The 17,307-nt window shown below is 41.0% G+C and carries 14 protein-coding genes and 1 pseudogene; 12 read left to right on the forward strand and 3 right to left on the reverse strand.

Annotated features, from left to right (window positions below; all coding sequences use genetic code 11):
* Positions 1–65: 65 nt before the first annotated feature.
* From purD to C3Y93_RS03965, 9 genes are all read left to right on the forward strand, one after another.
* Positions 66–1,349, forward strand: a complete 1,284-nt coding sequence (purD, locus tag C3Y93_RS03925) for a phosphoribosylamine--glycine ligase (protein ID WP_004973125.1) — start codon at positions 66–68, stop codon at positions 1,347–1,349.
* Between the two features lie 786 nt (positions 1,350–2,135).
* Entirely contained in the window at positions 2,136–3,008 is an 873-nt protein-coding gene (locus C3Y93_RS03930; RefSeq protein WP_104852129.1) for a MetQ/NlpA family ABC transporter substrate-binding protein, read from the forward strand.
* A 74-nt stretch (positions 3,009–3,082) separates the two neighbouring features.
* Positions 3,083–4,108 (forward strand): methionine ABC transporter ATP-binding protein, encoded by a 1,026-nt coding sequence (locus tag C3Y93_RS03935; RefSeq protein ID WP_104852130.1) that lies wholly within the window; start codon positions 3,083–3,085, stop codon positions 4,106–4,108.
* Entirely contained in the window at positions 4,105–4,800 is a 696-nt protein-coding gene (locus tag C3Y93_RS03940; RefSeq protein WP_004973122.1) for a methionine ABC transporter permease, read from the forward strand. Before C3Y93_RS03935 ends, C3Y93_RS03940 begins: the two co-directional genes overlap by 4 nt.
* 244 nt (positions 4,801–5,044) lie before the next feature.
* Positions 5,045–8,608 carry a DNA polymerase III subunit alpha gene (gene dnaE, locus C3Y93_RS03945; protein WP_104852131.1) on the forward strand — a complete coding sequence of 1,188 codons (3,564 nt, stop codon included), beginning with the start codon at positions 5,045–5,047 and terminating at the stop codon, positions 8,606–8,608.
* Positions 8,609–8,636: 28 nt separating this feature from the next.
* Positions 8,637–9,485: an RNA methyltransferase gene (locus tag C3Y93_RS03950; protein ID WP_104852132.1), complete on the forward strand. Its 849-nt coding sequence runs from the start codon at positions 8,637–8,639 to the stop codon at positions 9,483–9,485.
* Positions 9,478–10,287, forward strand: a complete 810-nt coding sequence (gene cysE / locus C3Y93_RS03955; RefSeq protein ID WP_019838001.1) for a serine O-acetyltransferase — start codon at positions 9,478–9,480, stop codon at positions 10,285–10,287. Before C3Y93_RS03950 ends, cysE begins: the two co-directional genes overlap by 8 nt.
* Positions 10,288–10,430: 143 nt before the next feature.
* Positions 10,431–11,333 carry an ABUW_2363 family tetratricopeptide repeat lipoprotein gene (locus tag C3Y93_RS03960; RefSeq protein ID WP_104852133.1) on the forward strand — a complete coding sequence of 301 codons (903 nt, stop codon included), beginning with the start codon at positions 10,431–10,433 and terminating at the stop codon, positions 11,331–11,333.
* 128 nt (positions 11,334–11,461) lie between these two features.
* A complete protein-coding gene (locus C3Y93_RS03965) occupies positions 11,462–13,456 on the forward strand; it encodes an esterase/lipase family protein (protein ID WP_104852134.1) in 1,995 nt (664 codons plus the stop codon).
* 74 nt (positions 13,457–13,530) lie between these two features.
* On the opposite strand, the pseudogene C3Y93_RS03970 reads toward C3Y93_RS03965, so the two are convergent.
* The 3 genes and pseudogenes from C3Y93_RS03970 to C3Y93_RS03980 form a co-directional block, all read right to left on the reverse strand.
* Positions 13,531–14,596, reverse strand: a pseudogene (locus tag C3Y93_RS03970) (maleylacetate reductase).
* Between the two features lie 237 nt (positions 14,597–14,833).
* A complete protein-coding gene (locus C3Y93_RS03975) occupies positions 14,834–15,013 on the reverse strand; it encodes a hypothetical protein (RefSeq protein ID WP_096900920.1) in 180 nt (59 codons plus the stop codon).
* Positions 15,014–15,174: 161 nt separating this feature from the next.
* Positions 15,175–15,531: a rhodanese-like domain-containing protein gene (locus C3Y93_RS03980; RefSeq protein ID WP_104852135.1), complete on the reverse strand. Its 357-nt coding sequence runs from the start codon at positions 15,529–15,531 to the stop codon at positions 15,175–15,177.
* A 187-nt stretch (positions 15,532–15,718) separates the two neighbouring features.
* On the opposite strand from C3Y93_RS03980, the gene C3Y93_RS03985 reads away from it, so the two are divergent.
* The 3 genes from C3Y93_RS03985 (at position 15,719) to C3Y93_RS03995 (ending at position 17,188) form a co-directional block, all read left to right on the forward strand.
* Positions 15,719–16,126 carry a rhodanese-like domain-containing protein gene (locus C3Y93_RS03985; RefSeq protein WP_004973106.1) on the forward strand — a complete coding sequence of 136 codons (408 nt, stop codon included), beginning with the start codon at positions 15,719–15,721 and terminating at the stop codon, positions 16,124–16,126.
* Positions 16,127–16,290: 164 nt separating this feature from the next.
* Positions 16,291–16,785, forward strand: a complete 495-nt coding sequence (locus C3Y93_RS03990) for a DUF2946 domain-containing protein (protein ID WP_171287380.1) — start codon at positions 16,291–16,293, stop codon at positions 16,783–16,785.
* Between the two features lie 145 nt (positions 16,786–16,930).
* Complete coding sequence (locus C3Y93_RS03995) at positions 16,931–17,188, forward strand: helix-turn-helix domain-containing protein (protein WP_004973099.1); 258 nt, start codon at positions 16,931–16,933, stop codon at positions 17,186–17,188.
* The last annotated feature ends 119 nt before the right edge of the window (positions 17,189–17,307 follow it).

Below are 17,307 nucleotides of genomic sequence, written 5' to 3' on the forward strand. Positions count from 1 at the left end.
CTTCCTTTTCAAGGGTGAAAAGCATAGCTTCGCTAGGGGGATTTTATTCTTTGAGGGATTTTTAGATGAATATTTTAGTTTTAGGTAGCGGCGGTCGTGAACATGCGTTGGCATGGAAAATCGCACAAGATGACAAAGTCGCTAAAGTCTTCGTTGCACCGGGTAATGCAGGTACGGCAACAGAAAACAAATGCGAGAATGTAGCGTTAGATATTCAAAATAACCCTGCAATCATCGACTTTGCCAAAAATAATGCTGTTGATTTAATCATTGTTGGCCCTGAAGCACCACTGGTCAATGGTGTAGTAGATGCCTGCCGTGAAGCGGGTTTAAAAATTTGGGGCCCAACCCAGTTTGCTGCACAGCTTGAAGGTTCTAAAGCCTTTGCCAAGCACTTTTTAAAACGTCACAACATTCCAACTGCATTCTATGACGTATTCACCGAAGTTGATGCGGCAAAAGCATTTGTTGAAAAAAATGGTGCTCCAATCGTGATCAAGGCGGACGGTCTTGCTGCAGGTAAAGGCGTGATCGTGGCGATGACCAATCAAGAAGCATTTGATGCAATTGATGACATGCTAGCAGGCAACAAATTTGGTGATGCAGGTTCACGTGTAGTCATTGAAGAATTCCTTGCAGGTGAAGAAGCTTCTTTCATTTGTATGATTGATGGCGACAACATCCTTCCTATGGCAACTTCACAAGACCACAAGCGTATTTTTGAAGGCGACCAAGGTCCAAATACTGGTGGTATGGGTGCATACTCTCCTGCCCCTGTCGTGACTGCAGACGTATTTGAAAAAACCATGAATGAAGTGATGCGTCCTACTGTTGAAGGTATGAAAAAAGACGGTCATGTTTATACAGGTTTCTTATACGCAGGCTTAATGATTGACGACAAAGGTCAACCAAAAGTGATCGAGTTTAACTGCCGTTTTGGTGACCCAGAAACACAACCTATTATGATGCGCTTAAAGTCATCTTTGGTAGATTTGGTTGAAGCAGGTATTGCTGGCAACTTACCTGCCGAAGCAGACTGGGATGAACGCAAAACTGTCGGGATTGTATTGGCGACTGCGGGTTACCCTGAAACTTCAGGCAAAGGTGATGTGATTTCTGGTTTAGAAACACAAATGGCAGATGCGAAAGTATTCCACGCAGGTACAGCAAGCAATGCCGATGGTGAGATTGTGACCAATGGTGGTCGTGTACTGTGTGTAACTGCGCTCGGTAATACCATTGGCGAAGCGCAAGCTAAAGCCCTTGAACTGTGCGAAAAAGTTACCTTTGATGGTGTGCAATATCGTAAAGATATTGGCTATCGTGCCATTGCTCGTGAAAATGCTTAAAATTTTTAGTTTAGTCTAAAAATTTAAGTCCATAAAAAAGCTCGTCACTGTACGAGCTTTTTGTTTATCAGGTTGTAACCCATGTACATTGTGATGATCTACGTTTATAAAATACTTTAGATCAATAAACATGCAAAAAATAAAAAGCTTCAAAGAATTTTTAATTTCAATATTCGTTGAGTTTACATTGCAAATACTTTTTATTTTTTGCAGGATTAATATATTTGGCTTATGTTTTTATAGGGATAGGTTCATTGTTACTCTGTTTGCCTTATATATGGGCGATATATTATCGTTGGAAAAATCATTCATAACTTCTTTTATGTATTTACAGCCATGTTCTGATTCTTGTAACTAAGCCGATTTCATACCGACAATTTCATATCTCGTTTTTTACTATCGATTGCAGAATAAATTTTAAAGCACCTAAATATTTAAACACTTGTTCAAATCCTTAATCTTTACAGAATATATTTATTTATAAGAACTTATTTTGACTTATTCGCTTTCTGTTGTAAAAACAGTGATATGCATAACATACACAGCACTATATAGAATTATTTTTTATTGTTATGATGGTGCATCTTTTGAAAAAGTGAATTGCCCATCCATCTCAAAATTATTGATTGAGCTGTGGGCTGACTTTTTCAGTACTCAAACAATACCTACAACATATTTGAGAAACATACAAAATCATCATCATGCGATTCCATCCATCGTGCTGATTTGATTCTTCTCAATCATTGGCAACTTTAGGCACTGCTTAAACTTGCTCGGGATATATTCATGAAAAAGCTCCTTGGTCTTGTACTTGGTCTTTCAGTTGGCTTGGCTGGCTGTGGCAAACAAGAAGCGCCTGCGACTGACGCGGCACAAAAAGATTCTTCTGCTCTACACACTGTCACTATGGCATCGACTGGTTCAGATGCAGATATTTGGCGTTTTATTGCCGACTTACCTGAAACCAAAGCAGCAGGTATTCAACTTGAAGTGAAAAACTTCACCGATTACGTGTCAATGAACACGGCGGTAGCAAATAAAGAAATTGATCTTAACGCATTCCAATCTTATGCCTATATGGTGGCATTTAATTCCAACAATAAAGATCAAATTGCACCGGTCGCAACAACTTACTTAGAGCCAATGGGTATTTACTCAAGCAAAGTGAAAAAGTTGGATGAGTTCAAAACAGGTGCAACCATTGCTATTCCAAATGATGGTGCCAATGAATCACGTGCACTGTTATTACTTCAATCGGCTGGTTTGGTTAAACTGAAAGATGGTTTTGACAATGTTCAAGGCACGCCTGCAGACATCGTAGAAAATGCGAAGCAAATTCAAATCAAACCGATTCAAATGGCAACGGCTGTACGTGTAAAAGATGAAGTCGATGCAATTGTTTTGGGCAACACTCTTGCAATGGAAGGTGGTTTGAACGTACTTAAAGATTCAATTTATTACGAGCCAATTGACCAGAGCACAAAAATGAATGTCAACATTCTCGCGACTGCTGCAGATCGTCAAAATGACCCAATCTTGCAAAAAGTAGGTGCGTTGTATCATACCGAAGCGGTGAAGAAATATATTGATCAGCACTTTGGCGGAACAAAAGTTGCGGTAAATAAACCTGTCAGCTATTTCACTGAAGCAGCAAAATAGTAATATAATGCGTTAAACAAAACAGGCAAAGCGAACTTTGCCTGTTTTTTCATTTATGGACATTTCTTGACGATATGATTGAATTTAAAAACATTTCAAAGCACTATCAGCTCAAAGGTCAAACACTGCGTGCGTTGGATCAAATTAACCTACAAATTCCAACAGGTAGTATTTTTGGCATTATTGGCTATAGTGGTGCAGGTAAAAGTACGTTAATCCGCTTGATCAATTTGTTGGAGCGTCCAAATGCTGGGCAAGTCATCATTCATCAAAAAGATTTTACTGCACTCAATGCTCGTGAATTACGTCAAGAACGTGCCCATATCGGAATGATTTTTCAGCACTTCAATTTATTGCAGACTAAAACTGTGGCTGCCAATATTGAAATGCCAATGAAACTGTTAGGCTGGAACAAAGCCGAACGCGAAAAGCGTTTAAATGAATTACTTGAGTTTATTGATTTAAAACATAAAAAAGGCGCCTATCCTGATGAACTTTCAGGCGGACAAAAACAACGTGTCGGTATTGCCCGCGCACTCGCCAATCATCCTAAAATTTTACTTTGCGATGAAGCGACTTCGGCACTTGACCCGCAAACCACCAAATCTGTACTGGAATTACTGAAAAAGATTAACCGTGAACAAGGCATTACCATTGTGATGGTCACACATGAAATGGATGTGATTGAATCGGTTTGTGATTATGTCGCGGTGATGGAACAAGGCAAAGTCATTGAAACAGGTTCAACCCTAGAAATATTTAGTCAACCGCAACATCCGACTACCAAAAGCTTTATTCAAACCGTGTTGCAGCAGCAATTGCCTATCAATATTTTGAATAATCTGGAAAATCAAAATCAGCACAGCATTTATTGTCTGAAGTTTTTAGGTAAATCAGCTCAGGAAACCGTAATTCAAGCCGTCATTAAACAGTTTGATATCAGCCTGAATATTTTATTTGCCAATATGACCGAAATTGATGGCGCTGTGATTGGGCAAATGTTTATACAATTGCTCGGTGATGCAAGCGTCATTCAACAAGCACTTGAATTTCTGCAAGCCAATGGTGTTGAAGTTGAACAGTCAGGAGTACAAGCATGAGAGATTTAATTGTACAGTGGCTGACCTCAGTAACTGCGCCTTTCTGGAAAAGCTCTTTATCTATTGACCAGTTTGTTACAGCCTTACAAGAGACCTTTCACATGGTGTTCTTTGCCATGTTGTTTGGTTGTATCTGGGGCTTTATTCAGGGCATTACCCTTGTAGTGACTCGTCCGACAGGTATTTTGCCAAACCGTGTGATTTATCACGGGCTTAACCCGATTGTAAACGCACTACGCTCCCTACCCTTTATTATTTTATTGATTGCGGTGATTCCGCTGACTAAATTGTTAGTGGGTACATCCATCGGAACTTGGGCAGCCATTGTTCCACTGACCATTTATGTCGGCCCGTATATTGGTCGTTTGGTAGAAACTTCACTGCTTGAAGTCAATGAAGGGATTGTCGAATCTGCACAGGCAATGGGTGCTACACCCTTACAGATTATCTTCAAATTTATTTTACCTGAAGCACGTAGCTCACTCATTTTGAACCTAACCACAGCCACCATTAGCTTAATTGGCGCAACTGCTATGGCAGGCGCAGTCGGTGCAGGCGGCATTGGTGACCTTGCTATTTCTTATGGTTATCAACGCTTTGATAGTAGTGTCGTGATGCTAACCGTGGTGGTCTTATTAATTTTAGTGCAATTGGTGCAAAGTTTAGGCGATTGGTTATCTAAACTCAGATAAATCTTTCATCTACACATCAGAAATAGATTCACCATTTAACTCCTTGCTACTCGTATGAGTGTGTAAGGGGTTAAAACCACACTCCTTCTCCATGCATACGTGATTCACGCCATATCAACATCCAAAAAACTGAAATTTTGATATACGGTCAAGATCATCGAAAACCGTAGGAAAAACTTTGCAGCATGTTTTGTCTTGAGCAGAGCATGCTAAACTAACCCGTGATTTTTTAAGGGACTGATTCATGCGCTTTGTTCATTTAGGTATACATACAGAATTTTCGATTACCGAGTCGATTGTACGCGTACCTGACTTGATTAAAGCTGCAGTCAATGAAGAAATGCCTGCTTTGGCATTGACCGATCTCTCTAACCTGCACGCTGCCGTAAAGTTTTATGGCAAATGTTTGGGGCAAGGCATCAAACCGATTTTAGGTTCAGTGCTGCGTTTAAATGATGCCGATCATCGTGTGACGCTATTGTCGATGAACAATCACGGCTGGCGCAATCTGACCGAACTGGTGTCGCGTGGCTATATTGAAGGTCAGCAACTCAATATCCCTTGCGTCAATAAAGCATGGATTTTAGAACAAGCCGATGATCTGATTCTGTTACTCGGCATTCAAAGTGATGTCGGCAAAATGCTGATCACGTCCAATCCACAAAAAGCCGAACCGTTGCTAGAAGAATGGATAGAAAAATTTGGTAATCGGGTCTATTTGGCGCTGACCCGTACAGACCGTCCCGATGAAGATGCTTTTATTGCCGAAGCGGTTAAATTAGCTAAAAAATATAATATTGGCGTGGTGGCACATAATGATGTGCACTTTGTCCGCCGTGAAGATTATGAAGCGCACGAAGCGCGAGTTTGTATTGCCGATGGTTATGTTTTAGGGGATAACCGTCGTCCTAAAACGTATAGTCCTGAGCAATATTTTAAAACTACTGCAGAAATGACGGAATTATTTTCCGACATTCCAAGTGCTATTGAAAACAGCTATCATATTGCCAAACGCTGTAACGTCACGCTGCAATTGGGTAAATATTTCCTTCCAGATTATCCAATTCCAGACGGACACACCATTGATACCTACTTCGCGCACCTATCCAAACAAGGTTTAGAAGAACGTCTAAATGTGCTCTATCCTGTCACACAGCGCGATGAAGACTGGGCAGAAATTCGCAAACCTTATGATGAACGAATTGAATACGAAATTAATATTATTAACTCGATGGGCTTCCCAGGTTACTTCCTCATCGTCATGGACTTTATTCAATGGTCTAAAAATAATGGCGTACCTGTTGGGCCGGGTCGTGGTTCAGGCGCAGGCTCATTGGTCGCTTATAGCTTAAAAATTACCGACTTAGACCCATTGCGTTATGAACTACTCTTTGAACGTTTCTTAAACCCAGAACGTGTATCCATGCCCGACTTTGACGTCGATTTCTGTATTGCAGGACGCGATAAAGTCATTGATTATGTGGCACGCACCTATGGACGTGATGCGGTATCACAAATTGCCACTTTCGGTACTATGGCCGCCAAAGGTGCGATTCGAGATGTCGCACGGGTTTTGGGCAAGTCTTATGGTTTGGCAGACCGTATTTCTAAACTGATTCCAACTAAACCTTTAGGGCTTAGTTTGGAAGAATCAATTGAAGCCGAACCACAGCTGAAAGATGTGGTGACCAATCCATCTAACCCAGACTATGACGATGCTTCAGAAATTTGGGAAATGGCTTTAAAACTTGAAGGCATTACCCGCAACACAGGCAAACACGCAGGTGGTGTGGTCATTGCACCAACCAAAATCACCGACTTTTCTGCGGTTATGTGCGATGCTGATGGAACCGCCCGTGTTGCACAATACGATAAAGACGATGTTGAATCGGCAGGTTTGGTCAAATTTGACTTCTTGGGTTTACGTAACCTGACGGTTATTGAAGATGCAGTACAAAATATCAATAAACGCATCCAAGCCGATACACCGCTAGATATTGCCCATATTCCATTGGACGATAAAGACGCCTATTTAGTCTTTGCCAATGCCAACACCACAGCGGTATTCCAGTTTGAATCCGTGGGCATGAAAAAGATGCTGAAAGAAGCACGCCCAAGCAAATTTGAGGAAATTATTGCCTTCGTGTCCTTGTATCGTCCTGGCCCGATGGATCTCATTCCAGACTTTATTCACCGTATGCACGGTGGCGAGTTTGAGTATCTGCATCCTTTGCTAGAAGGTGTGCTTGAACCAACCTACGGCATTATGGTTTATCAGGAACAGGTAATGCAGGCGGCACAGTATTGTGCAGGCTATACCCTCGGTGGTGCGGACTTACTACGTCGTGCTATGGGTAAGAAAAAACCTGAAGAAATGGTGAAACAGCGCCAAATCTTTATTGAAGGTGCTGCGAAAAAAGACATTGATGCCGCCACAGCCAACCATATTTTCGACTATATGGAAAAGTTCGCAGGCTACGGTTTTAACAAATCCCACGCGGCTGCTTATGCCCTCGTTGCCTATCAGACGGCATGGCTGAAAGCACATTACCCTGCCGAATTCTTGGCAGCGGTCATGTCGTCGGAAATGCAAAACACCGATAACGTGGTGTTCCTGATTGATGACTGTCGCCACAATGATCTGGAAGTTTTACCACCTTCGGTAAATATGTCTTTGTATCATTTCCACGCCAGCGATGAACGCACTATTGTCTACGGACTTGGCGCAATTAAAGGCGTGGGCGAACAAGCCATGCAATCGGTGATTGATTCTCGCCAAAAAGAAGGTCCATACCGCGATTTATTTGACTTCTGTCATCGTATTGATTTGAAAAAAATCAACAAACGAACCCTTGAAGCCTTAATTCGTGCGGGTGCATTAGACTGTTTAGGCATCGAACGCTCAAGTTTAATGGCACAATTGCCAGAAGCGGTACAAGCAGCGGAACAAGCACGTTCCAACCGTGAAACAGGCATCATGGATTTATTTGGTGAAGTTGAAGAAGTACAACGTAAGCCTGCCAAACCTGTAAAACCATGGTCAGATGAAGTCCGACTTAAAGGTGAAAAAGACACACTTGGACTTTACCTCACTGGTCACCCGATTGATGTCTATCGCAATGAATTAAAAGCCTTTATTCCAAGTAAAATTAATGAACTGACGCCAACCCGTCGTGGCGTGACCACCGTCTTTGCAGGCTTGGTGGTGGATGTCGCCAACTTCCCAAATCGGATGGTGGTCACTTTAGATGATGGTACGGCACGTATTGAAGTATCTGCCAACCATGAGCGCTTCCAACGCTTTAAAGATATTGTACAAACTGAAAAAGTGGTGGTGATTGAAGGCGAAATTTACGAACGTGAAGGTTTTGACCGCCCAATGGGACGCTTAACCAAAGCGTTTAGCTTGAATGAAATTCGTCAAAAACGCGCCAATAGTATTCAAATTCACTTGCATGCAGAACATTTAAGCAAGACCTTGAGTCAAGACTTACAAAATATGTTGCTGCCTTATTGTAATGTGGATTTATGCACGCATATTCCTGTTTTATTGCACCTTGACTATGCTTATGCCACTGCAGAATTACATTTGGGCATTCAGTGGAAAATCGCACCCTTAGATGAAGCCTTGGTCAAATTGCGTGACTATTTTGGTAAAGAAAGCCTGCATATCGAATATCAAGTGAAATCCAAAGCCGCGAAAGCTGTCGATGTGGCGAAACCTGCATCGATTGCTCCACCACCTGCTGATATGAGCATGGACGATGCTATGGATTTATACCATACCGAAGTTGATCAATACTCTTAATTAAAAACTTAACCCATCTGGATTTGTTATGAGTCAAACTGACAATGCAACTGTTGCCGCACACCTCTCCCACGTGCGTATTGTCATGGTGAATACCACCCTACCTGCCAACATTGGCAGTGCCTTACGCGCTATGAAAACCATGGGGCTATGCAAATTGGTTTTGGTTGCTCCAAAAACCTATCCGCACCCAGATATTGATGCTTTGGCAGCAGGTGCGACCGATTTAATTGAACAGATCGAAGTGGTTGAGCAGCTCGAAGATGCCATTGCCGACTGCCATTTGGTCTTTGGCACCAGTGCGCGTACTCGCACTATTCCTTGGCCACTCCTAGATGCACGTCCTGCAGCAAAAAAGTCGTTAAATGCTGTGGCACAACATGGGCAAAATATTGCAATTATTTTCGGACGTGAGGATCGTGGCTTAACCAATGAAGAACTGGCGTTGGCGAATTATCACGTGACGATTCCTGTCAATGAAGAATATGGTGTATTGAATGTTGCTCAAGCCATTCAAGTGATTTGCTATGAAATGCGTATGGCTGCCATCGATATTGTCGGAAAAGTTGCCGATCCTGCAGCGACGATGCAAGTGACAGATTCTGAAGCGATGCAATGGGATGAACCCTTAGTCAACCACGCGCAAATGCAACAGTTCTACCCACATTTAGAAAAAATGCTGGCAGAAATTGAATTTATGGACCCAAAAAATCCCCGATTATTGCCTTTGCGCTTGCGTCGGCTTTTTGGACGTATACAATTAGATCGTATGGAATACCATTTACTACGCGGTATTTTTAGCCGCGTACAAGCAATGAATAACGGTTCATGGAAAAAATCTACATCAACACTCGACGAGGATCAAACTAATGCTTAAACAGCTCAAAGAAGACATTCAAGCTGTCTTCGCGCGCGATCCTGCTGCTCGAAATACGCTCGAAGTCTTAACGACTTATCCAGGAATTCACGCATTACTGATGCATCGCGTGGCGCATGAATTATGGAACAAAGACTGTAAAGGATCGGCACGTCTACTCTCGTCATTTAGCCGTTTTGCGACAGGAATTGAAATTCATCCTGGTGCAAAAATTGGTCGTCGCTTTTTTATTGACCATGGTATGGGCGTAGTGATTGGTGAAACTGCTGAAATTGGCGATGATGTTACCTTATATCATGGCGTGACTTTAGGCGGTACCACGTGGAATAAAGGCAAACGTCACCCGACTTTGGAAGATGGCGTGGTGGTCGGTGCAGGCGCGAAAATTCTAGGCCCATTTACCGTACATAAAAATGCCAAAGTTGGCTCTAATGCGGTGGTGACCAAAGAAGTTCCGGAAGGTGCAACTGCTGTGGGCAACCCTGCGCGCTTTATCATGAAAAATAAACCTGCCGATGATCAGGAGACGCGTCGTCGTGACTATGCCGCGAGTATTGGTTTCCAACCTTATGCGGCTACACAAAATCAGTCCGACCCGATTTTGGATGGTATGCGTGTGTTATTAGATCGTTTAGAACAAAATGAAAAACGTATGAATTTGTTGTGTCAGCGTTTATCTTTACTTGACCCAAGCTTTAAAAACCAACAACAACACGCACATGCTTATAGTGCTGAAGAATTAAAAATAATTGAAGATGTTAGACGTGAATGTGAAATGCAATACAACTCAACGGACACTTAAAAAAAAGTTCGTATCACTGTGTAACTAAGCCCCATCCTTTGTATTGCATGTTCGGAACAGATTTCTTAGACTGACCGACATGCAATATTTTAATTCGACACAATCACCTCTCACTTTTAAAATAAATTGAACGGAAGAACACCATGACCCTTAAGCCTTTGGCACTCAGTATTTTAGCTGCAACGCTCGTTAGCGCCTGTGTTGCACCACCAAAACAAGAAGCAGTCAAACCTATCGTATTTACCGAACCAGAATTAAGCGCACCCTTCTATGCCTTAAATCCATTTAATTATGATGCCCCCCCACCATTTGAAATTAACCTACAGAAAGCAGCAGCACAGCCTGTGACTAAAATGGTGGTCACGAACCCAAATGATCCAAGCAAAAGTATTACCTTAGATCAAAACAAATTGATTGTACCTACGCTCAATAACAATTCCCGTAGCTTGAAATTTGCGGTTTTGGCTGGTGAAAACGAAATCGATATCACCGAAATTGATGACTTCTTACAACTGGTTGAAGGCAAAGCGCGTCACTATCCGCCACGTTTTAGCGAACGTCAAGAACGTCGAGGTTTTGAGGCGAAGCTCAAAGAAGTTACTCAACAACTAGACACTTTAGCAGCCAATGAAAATGCCTCTTTTGATATTTTGATGCGAGCATTTAAAGCCAGTGTTATGGCGCGTAACCTAGACTTAGGCTCTGTTTACACCACACGCTCACTTAACTATGCACAGCGTATTTTAAAAATAAATCAGGAAGATGCTGAAGCGAATTTCTGGTTTGGTTTTGGTCTGTCTGAAGGGGGCGGTCATCGTGAAGCGATTCCTTATTTAGACAAAGCCATGAAAGCAGGTGTGCAGGAAGCTTATTTGTCTGCGGCAAACAATTATATTGCCATGGAACAAAAGAAAAATGCAGTACAAACTTTGAAAAACTATAAAATCAAATACCCGCAAGAAGCCGAAGTGGCTGACCGTTTGATTGCTGAAATTGAAAAGCAAGGTCGCTGGAATGTGTGGCAAGTGATCGCACCACGCACTTAATAAAAAATCGATACAAAAATACCTAAAAATAGACCGTTTCGACGGTCTATTTTGCTTTCTACGCAATTGAAAAAGCTTTAAAAAAACGTATGATGGAAAAAAATCTTAAAAATTAAGCCAGACTTTCCATGAATAAAATTGTGATTGCTGCATTGCTCAGTACAACACTGCTGTCTGGTTGTCAGGTGGTCAGTGTTAAAAATCAGGCGTTAAAAGTTAGTATTGCCAATGAACGTGATAGTATTTTATCGCGCAAAAAACTGAGTGAAGCCAGTTTAAATGTCTTGTCGATGACAGGACGTGAAGCCAATATTTGTGCCGAAAAACCTGAAGAATGTGTGAGTGCACTCAAGCAAATCCCACAAATTCAGGATGAACAACTGCTCTCAACCGCCAGTGAATTATATTTAGCGAAAGCGATTGAACTGGAAAATTCATCATCCTGTAAAATCAGTATTCTGAACAGTAAAAGATCGGAAGAACAACAAAAAATTCATCAGGCCAATTATGAACAATGTTTAGATCAGCAATTGCACATGCTCGATCAAAGTATTCGTTATAGTTACGCCTACATGTTTAAAACCAAACGTGCGCCGCAAGACCGTCTTTTTGATAACAGACAAGTCCAAATTCGGGATTTTTATAATCAGGCGATTGCCAAATTGGTCAGCAGCTATGCGCTGCGCTATAAACACGATGAATTGCAACAACAAATTCGTGTTGGCAACAGCATTTACGATATTGATTTTGATTACTACCCACAGCTGAAACAACAAAAAATTCAGCAATTGATGTCAACCTATAACCTTAACTTTTCGGGTTTGCGCTCGGTCACCCGCCGTGATGGTTTTGGGTCTGAATTTTTGGTGGTATTGCCTGAAAATCCAAACGATGATTTGAGCAACAGCAAATACATTATTGATCCACTAAAATATGATTATCCTGCAGGAAAAAATCCAAACATTCATCAAGCACGTTATTTAGCCGCGACAATCACTGCAGAACCGCATAGTGCAAATTCTATTGAAGATATTTTAAATCGACCCCATTTTAAGCTCAAAGCTTATGATCCTTATAAATATGAGTCCGCTCAAATTGCGCACAAGCAATACCCACTTGCCGCAAACTTTTCTGCTCCTTATGGCTTGTGGTTAGCGCAAAATAATTTAGGTAAATCGGCTTATTTGTCCTTAATCGATCGTGAAGAACGACTCAGTATGCCGCATTTGTACTTACTTGAGCCCTACAATCCGAATAAGAAGGTCATTGTCCTCATTCATGGTCTGGCTAGTAGTCCTGAAGCGTGGATTCGCTTAACCAACGATATTATGGGCGACCCTGTTTTACGAGAAAACTTCCAAGTTTGGCAAGTCTTTTACTCAACTAATATGCCAATTCTAGAAAGCCGTTTCCAAATTTACGCGCTACTTCAACAAGGCTTTAACCAGGTTAGCCCTTCTGCTGCTGCCAAAAAAGATGCTGTAGTGATTGGACACAGTATGGGCGGTATTTTGGCGCGTTTGTTAGTCAGCGATAGCGACTTAACACAACCTGCCATGCAAATGCTTAAAAACCGAAGTCTTGAACGCTTTAAATCTGATCCTTTGTTGCAAGCACGTTTGCGCCTTAAACCCATCACCAATTTTAACCGTGCAATATTCTTGGCTGCGCCGCATAAAGGTACAGAGTTTGCAGACCGCTGGTTTACCCTAGCTGCACGTAAAATCATTCGCTTACCGACAGCATTTTTAAGTGCCTTTGCTGACACCTTAAAGCAACATGAGGTCGATTTAAAAAATCTGACTAAAGAAATTGGGCATAGTGTCATTCAAAATGGGCCAAGTGATTTAAGTAAAAATTCCAAATTTACGGAATTAACTGAAGATATTTTGCCTGTAAAAGGATTTAAATATCACAGTATTATTGGCAATAATACTGACAGCACAGACTATCAATTAATGAGTGACGATGTGGTGCATTACAACAGTGCGCACTTAGATGGTGCTGTTTCAGAAAAAATTATTAAAGGCGGACATTCAATTCAGGAAACGCCAGAAGCTGTATTGGAACTGCGACGTATTCTTAGATTACATTTGCAAGATTTAGGCTTGTATAAACCGTAATCCGTCACGGCAAATAAAAAACCGAAGTCTAAGTGGCTTCGGTTTTTTATCTATCATGCTATTTCTCAGCAGTATTAGATTGGTGCTTGTCCCCAATAAGCTTTGGTCAATAAGGCCTCAAATTCGGCATAGTCATATTCGCGTGGATTATAATATGGACTATCGCAAATAATACGTGCCACTTGGGCAGGTGCTGTTTCGGGTAATCCTAAATCTTTAAGTGCCATTGGAATATTCAATCTTTGGTTAAGCTGATAAATCGCCAAGCCCAACTGTTCCCGATCTGACACATTTAAAGCCGCTGCCAGTTGATTCATTGCAGCAATATCTGCATGTCGGTTGTAATACACTGAATACGCCAACACAATCGCGTGGGTTTGCGCATGTGGCAACTGATAACGTCCACCTAAGCTATGGCAAATTTTATGATGAATTGCCATCCCCACCGAACCCAAACACACCAGCCAACCATGCACCATATAAAGCGTGTTCACGTGCCTGCATATTATGAGGCGCTTGCACAATTTCAGGTAAAGCCTGTGCCAGTTGAGTAATCGCCTCTAGCGCCATTAAACTTACAATGGGATTTTTATCCTGTGCATATAATGCCTCAACTGCATGTGCCATCGCATTCATGCCCGAACATACCGAAATTTCAGTGGGTAAGTTGAGTGTCAATTCAGGATCATAAATCACTACTTTAGGCAAAACTTGAGCTGCTTTGCCTGTGGTTTTCAGCTGGTTTTCGGTGATGCCATACACCGCTGTCATTTCACTACCTGCATAAGTGGTCGGAATTGCAATAATCGGCAAATGAGTTTCTAAGGCAATCGCTTTGGCTAAACCAATCGCAGAGCCACCGCCTAATGCCAAACAGCAATCTACTCCTAAACGCTGCACATCTTGAATGGCCTGATCTGCAACCTCTTTTGGCACATGCATCACCGCATGAGGATAGTCCGCTACAGCCATGTCTTGGATTTGTGCCAATAAACGCTCGCCTGCGGCTTGTTGCCCTGCAGTAGTAATAATTAAAATACGCTGATAGGCATAAGGACGTAAAATCTCTTGGATTTTTTGCAGATGACCTACGCCAAAGTGAACATCGATTGGCAATGCCTGATAATGGAATGCTTGCATGTTATTGAGCTTAAATATTGTCGTTAGATTTTAATAGCATATAACTATGACTAGACTGCTGAACAGCCCAATTCTGCAACGCTGCTTTGCAAATATTCAAATAAAGATTCAAGACCAACTATTTTTGCTATAAAAAACAAAAACCCATGATCTCATGGGTTTTTGTATCATTAAAATCAAATGCGATGAATCAATCAGCTATCAATTTTAATGTAAAGAAAACTTGTACTTTTGTGCTTAATCAATTTCTTTTAGGCACACTGCAGATAAAATTGGCACACCGAAACATGGAAGCAACAATAAAATCCAGTATTCCACGACGGTAGCTTCACCACTGATCATATTGATGAATAATCCACCAATGATTAATACCGCTGCAATTAAACCCAGAAAAATTCCAAAAAATCTTGCAGGCATTTTACGTCCCCTGAACAATCGAACAAAAGTGTTAAATCTAGTATATACCTTATAATTAAATAAGATATTATTTTTTAAGCAAAGATTAACAAAGCTATACAATCAGCTGCATTAGAAATGTCAACATTGCGCATATTGAAGTATAGTCTCAATGCACTTGTTTATTTGACCTGAGAGCACACGCATGGCATTTGTTGTTTCCACCATGCTTTCATGCCACCTTGCAACTGCGATGCCTGATAACCCATTTTAGCCAATCTTCTGGTTGCAGGAATACTGCGATGTGCAGATAGACAAATAGTCACTACAGGCTTTGTAGGAGCTAAAGATAATGCTTTGACATTAGATTCATTCATTTGACTCAAAGGCAAATGCAACGCACCTTGAATATGGCTGTCACAAAATTCTTTTCGGGTACGTACATCTACAATTTGCACATCTTGCTGTTGTTGTAACAAATCCTGTGCGTTTATTTCAGGCACTTTACCCCACGGCAGATACATCATCAAATTAAACATTGCACACTCCAAAGCAAATAAAACTTGAAAATTCCAACAAATGATTTAAACCATAGCATGTCTAATTTTATCTAGCTGTGGCTATTTCCAAAGAGAAATCATATAGACACATTTGCTAACAATAATCAAAACTTAATTAATATATTAGTTTATATTATATAGGATCAAAAAAAATGTGAGTGATTTCATGAAAACACCAGATCAACTGATTACCGAAGCGAAAAGCCAAATTACCGAAATGAGTGTTCAAGATGTCTATGAGGTGTATAGCAAACATCCTGATATTATTTTGATTGATGTACGTGAACCAGAAGAACATCAAGCCTGTGCAATTGATCGTGCTGTGAACTTTCCGCGTGGCATGCTCGAAATGAAAATTGCACAACACCCTGTTGTCAATCATTACTGTGAAGTTGAACGCGCACTTGCCGATTTAGCTGAAAAAGATATTTATTTGATCTGTGGTACAGGTGCACGCTCAGCTTTGGCAACTCAATCTTTGCAGCGTATGGGCTTTGAAAAAATATTTTCTGTACAAGGCGGCATGCAGGCTTGGATTGAAGCTGGTTTACCCACAATCTCAATTACAGCTTAATTGACTAAATTACGAAACGATCCATTGCTTTAGCCCAAAACCACTTGAGTAAAGCAGTATTTTTACTACACAGTTCATGTGATAAACAAAGCTTTATCATTAAACAGTTAAATTTTTTGTTATAGTGTTACATGAAAATTCAATAAAAGACGTATGCAGTGTTGATGATGTGGGGAAGATTGCTCGGATTAACAGCAATCTTGTTACAAGTCGCTGTATTCCTACAGCCTTTATTGCCAGAGAAACAACATTTTTCCTCTGTCTGTAAAACTGTTGCCCAAGCATTATTTTTTGATCAGCCAAGCTCTGCAAATCAGCTGTCTGCAAATCTTCTACAACGCACAGCCAGCACATCTACGTCTGAATCTCATCTAAGTCATACGGCTCATTCACCGCATACAGACAAAGTTGACACACGGCATTCAGCTCAACATGCGCATGAATCATCCAAACAAGATGCACATGAAAACCATGAATGTGAATATTGTTTAGTCTATAGCTTTGCACTTCCCTTACTAGATACCAAGCTTAGATACGTGTTAATCCGAACACAAATTCGGATTTTGTCTTTTAAAACATCGTTTACACCAACACTATTTCAAACTGAGCCGCTTTTTATTCTACCACAAGGTCGTGCTCCGCCTCGTTTTGACTTTTGAATTTTCTTATCATTTCTTACAGTGTTGCCATCTTTGCTTCACTCTAAAGTGTAAATTTTGCAGTATCAAATTTATGCAGCTGTAGGACAATACTTATTTTAATAACTCATTGACTTGTTTATTCGACCCTAAGGAGGAGATAACTATGCATCTGCTTCAACACAGTCATAATCATGTGAATCATACTGTAGAGCAAACGGCTTGTTTGGATTTAGCACAACAGATCATTAAAGTTCGACAAAAAATGAATATTTCACAAACTGAACTTGCGGCAAAATTGTGTATCTCTGCCCGAACTTTAGAAAGTTGGGAACGTGGTGTCCGTCAACCGTCGAGTTCTGCTCAAGCATTGATTCGATTATTTATTAAATCGCCACAATTTGTGTTAGAAAACTTGGCATAAAGCACTTTATGATGATGAATTAAAGCAATGAAAAACAATAAAGAAGCTCCCAAGGGAGCTTCTTTGGTCAAAAGAGTTGAAGCATCATTTTGATATACATATAGAATGAATACCCTTGC

The sequence above is a fragment of the Acinetobacter sp. SWBY1 genome (genome assembly GCF_002946595.1).
In the GTDB taxonomy this organism is placed as follows: Bacteria; Pseudomonadota; Gammaproteobacteria; order Pseudomonadales; family Moraxellaceae; genus Acinetobacter; species Acinetobacter towneri.

Bases quoted from the DNA above. Each gene is read 5' to 3' on its own strand.
- C3Y93_RS03990 (WP_171287380.1), top strand. From the start codon at position 16,291: ATGATGTGGGGAAGATTGCTCGGATTAACAGCAATCTTGTTACAAGTC.
- C3Y93_RS03960 (WP_104852133.1), top strand. From the start codon at position 10,431: ATGACCCTTAAGCCTTTGGCACTCAGTATTTTAGCTGCAACGCTCGTT.
- C3Y93_RS03940 (WP_004973122.1), top strand. From the start codon at position 4,105: ATGAGAGATTTAATTGTACAGTGGCTGACCTCAGTAACTGCGCCTTTC.
- cysE (WP_019838001.1), top strand. From the start codon at position 9,478: ATGCTTAAACAGCTCAAAGAAGACATTCAAGCTGTCTTCGCGCGCGAT.
- dnaE (WP_104852131.1), top strand. From the start codon at position 5,045: ATGCGCTTTGTTCATTTAGGTATACATACAGAATTTTCGATTACCGAG.
- C3Y93_RS03985 (WP_004973106.1), top strand. From the start codon at position 15,719: ATGAAAACACCAGATCAACTGATTACCGAAGCGAAAAGCCAAATTACC.
- C3Y93_RS03950 (WP_104852132.1), top strand. From the start codon at position 8,637: ATGAGTCAAACTGACAATGCAACTGTTGCCGCACACCTCTCCCACGTG.
- C3Y93_RS03965 (WP_104852134.1), top strand. From the start codon at position 11,462: ATGAATAAAATTGTGATTGCTGCATTGCTCAGTACAACACTGCTGTCT.
- C3Y93_RS03995 (WP_004973099.1), top strand. From the start codon at position 16,931: ATGCATCTGCTTCAACACAGTCATAATCATGTGAATCATACTGTAGAG.
- C3Y93_RS03930 (WP_104852129.1), top strand. From the start codon at position 2,136: ATGAAAAAGCTCCTTGGTCTTGTACTTGGTCTTTCAGTTGGCTTGGCT.
- C3Y93_RS03935 (WP_104852130.1), top strand. From the start codon at position 3,083: ATGATTGAATTTAAAAACATTTCAAAGCACTATCAGCTCAAAGGTCAA.
- purD (WP_004973125.1), top strand. From the start codon at position 66: ATGAATATTTTAGTTTTAGGTAGCGGCGGTCGTGAACATGCGTTGGCA.
- C3Y93_RS03980 (WP_104852135.1), bottom strand. From the start codon at position 15,531: ATGTTTAATTTGATGATGTATCTGCCGTGGGGTAAAGTGCCTGAAATA.
- C3Y93_RS03975 (WP_096900920.1), bottom strand. From the start codon at position 15,013: ATGCCTGCAAGATTTTTTGGAATTTTTCTGGGTTTAATTGCAGCGGTA.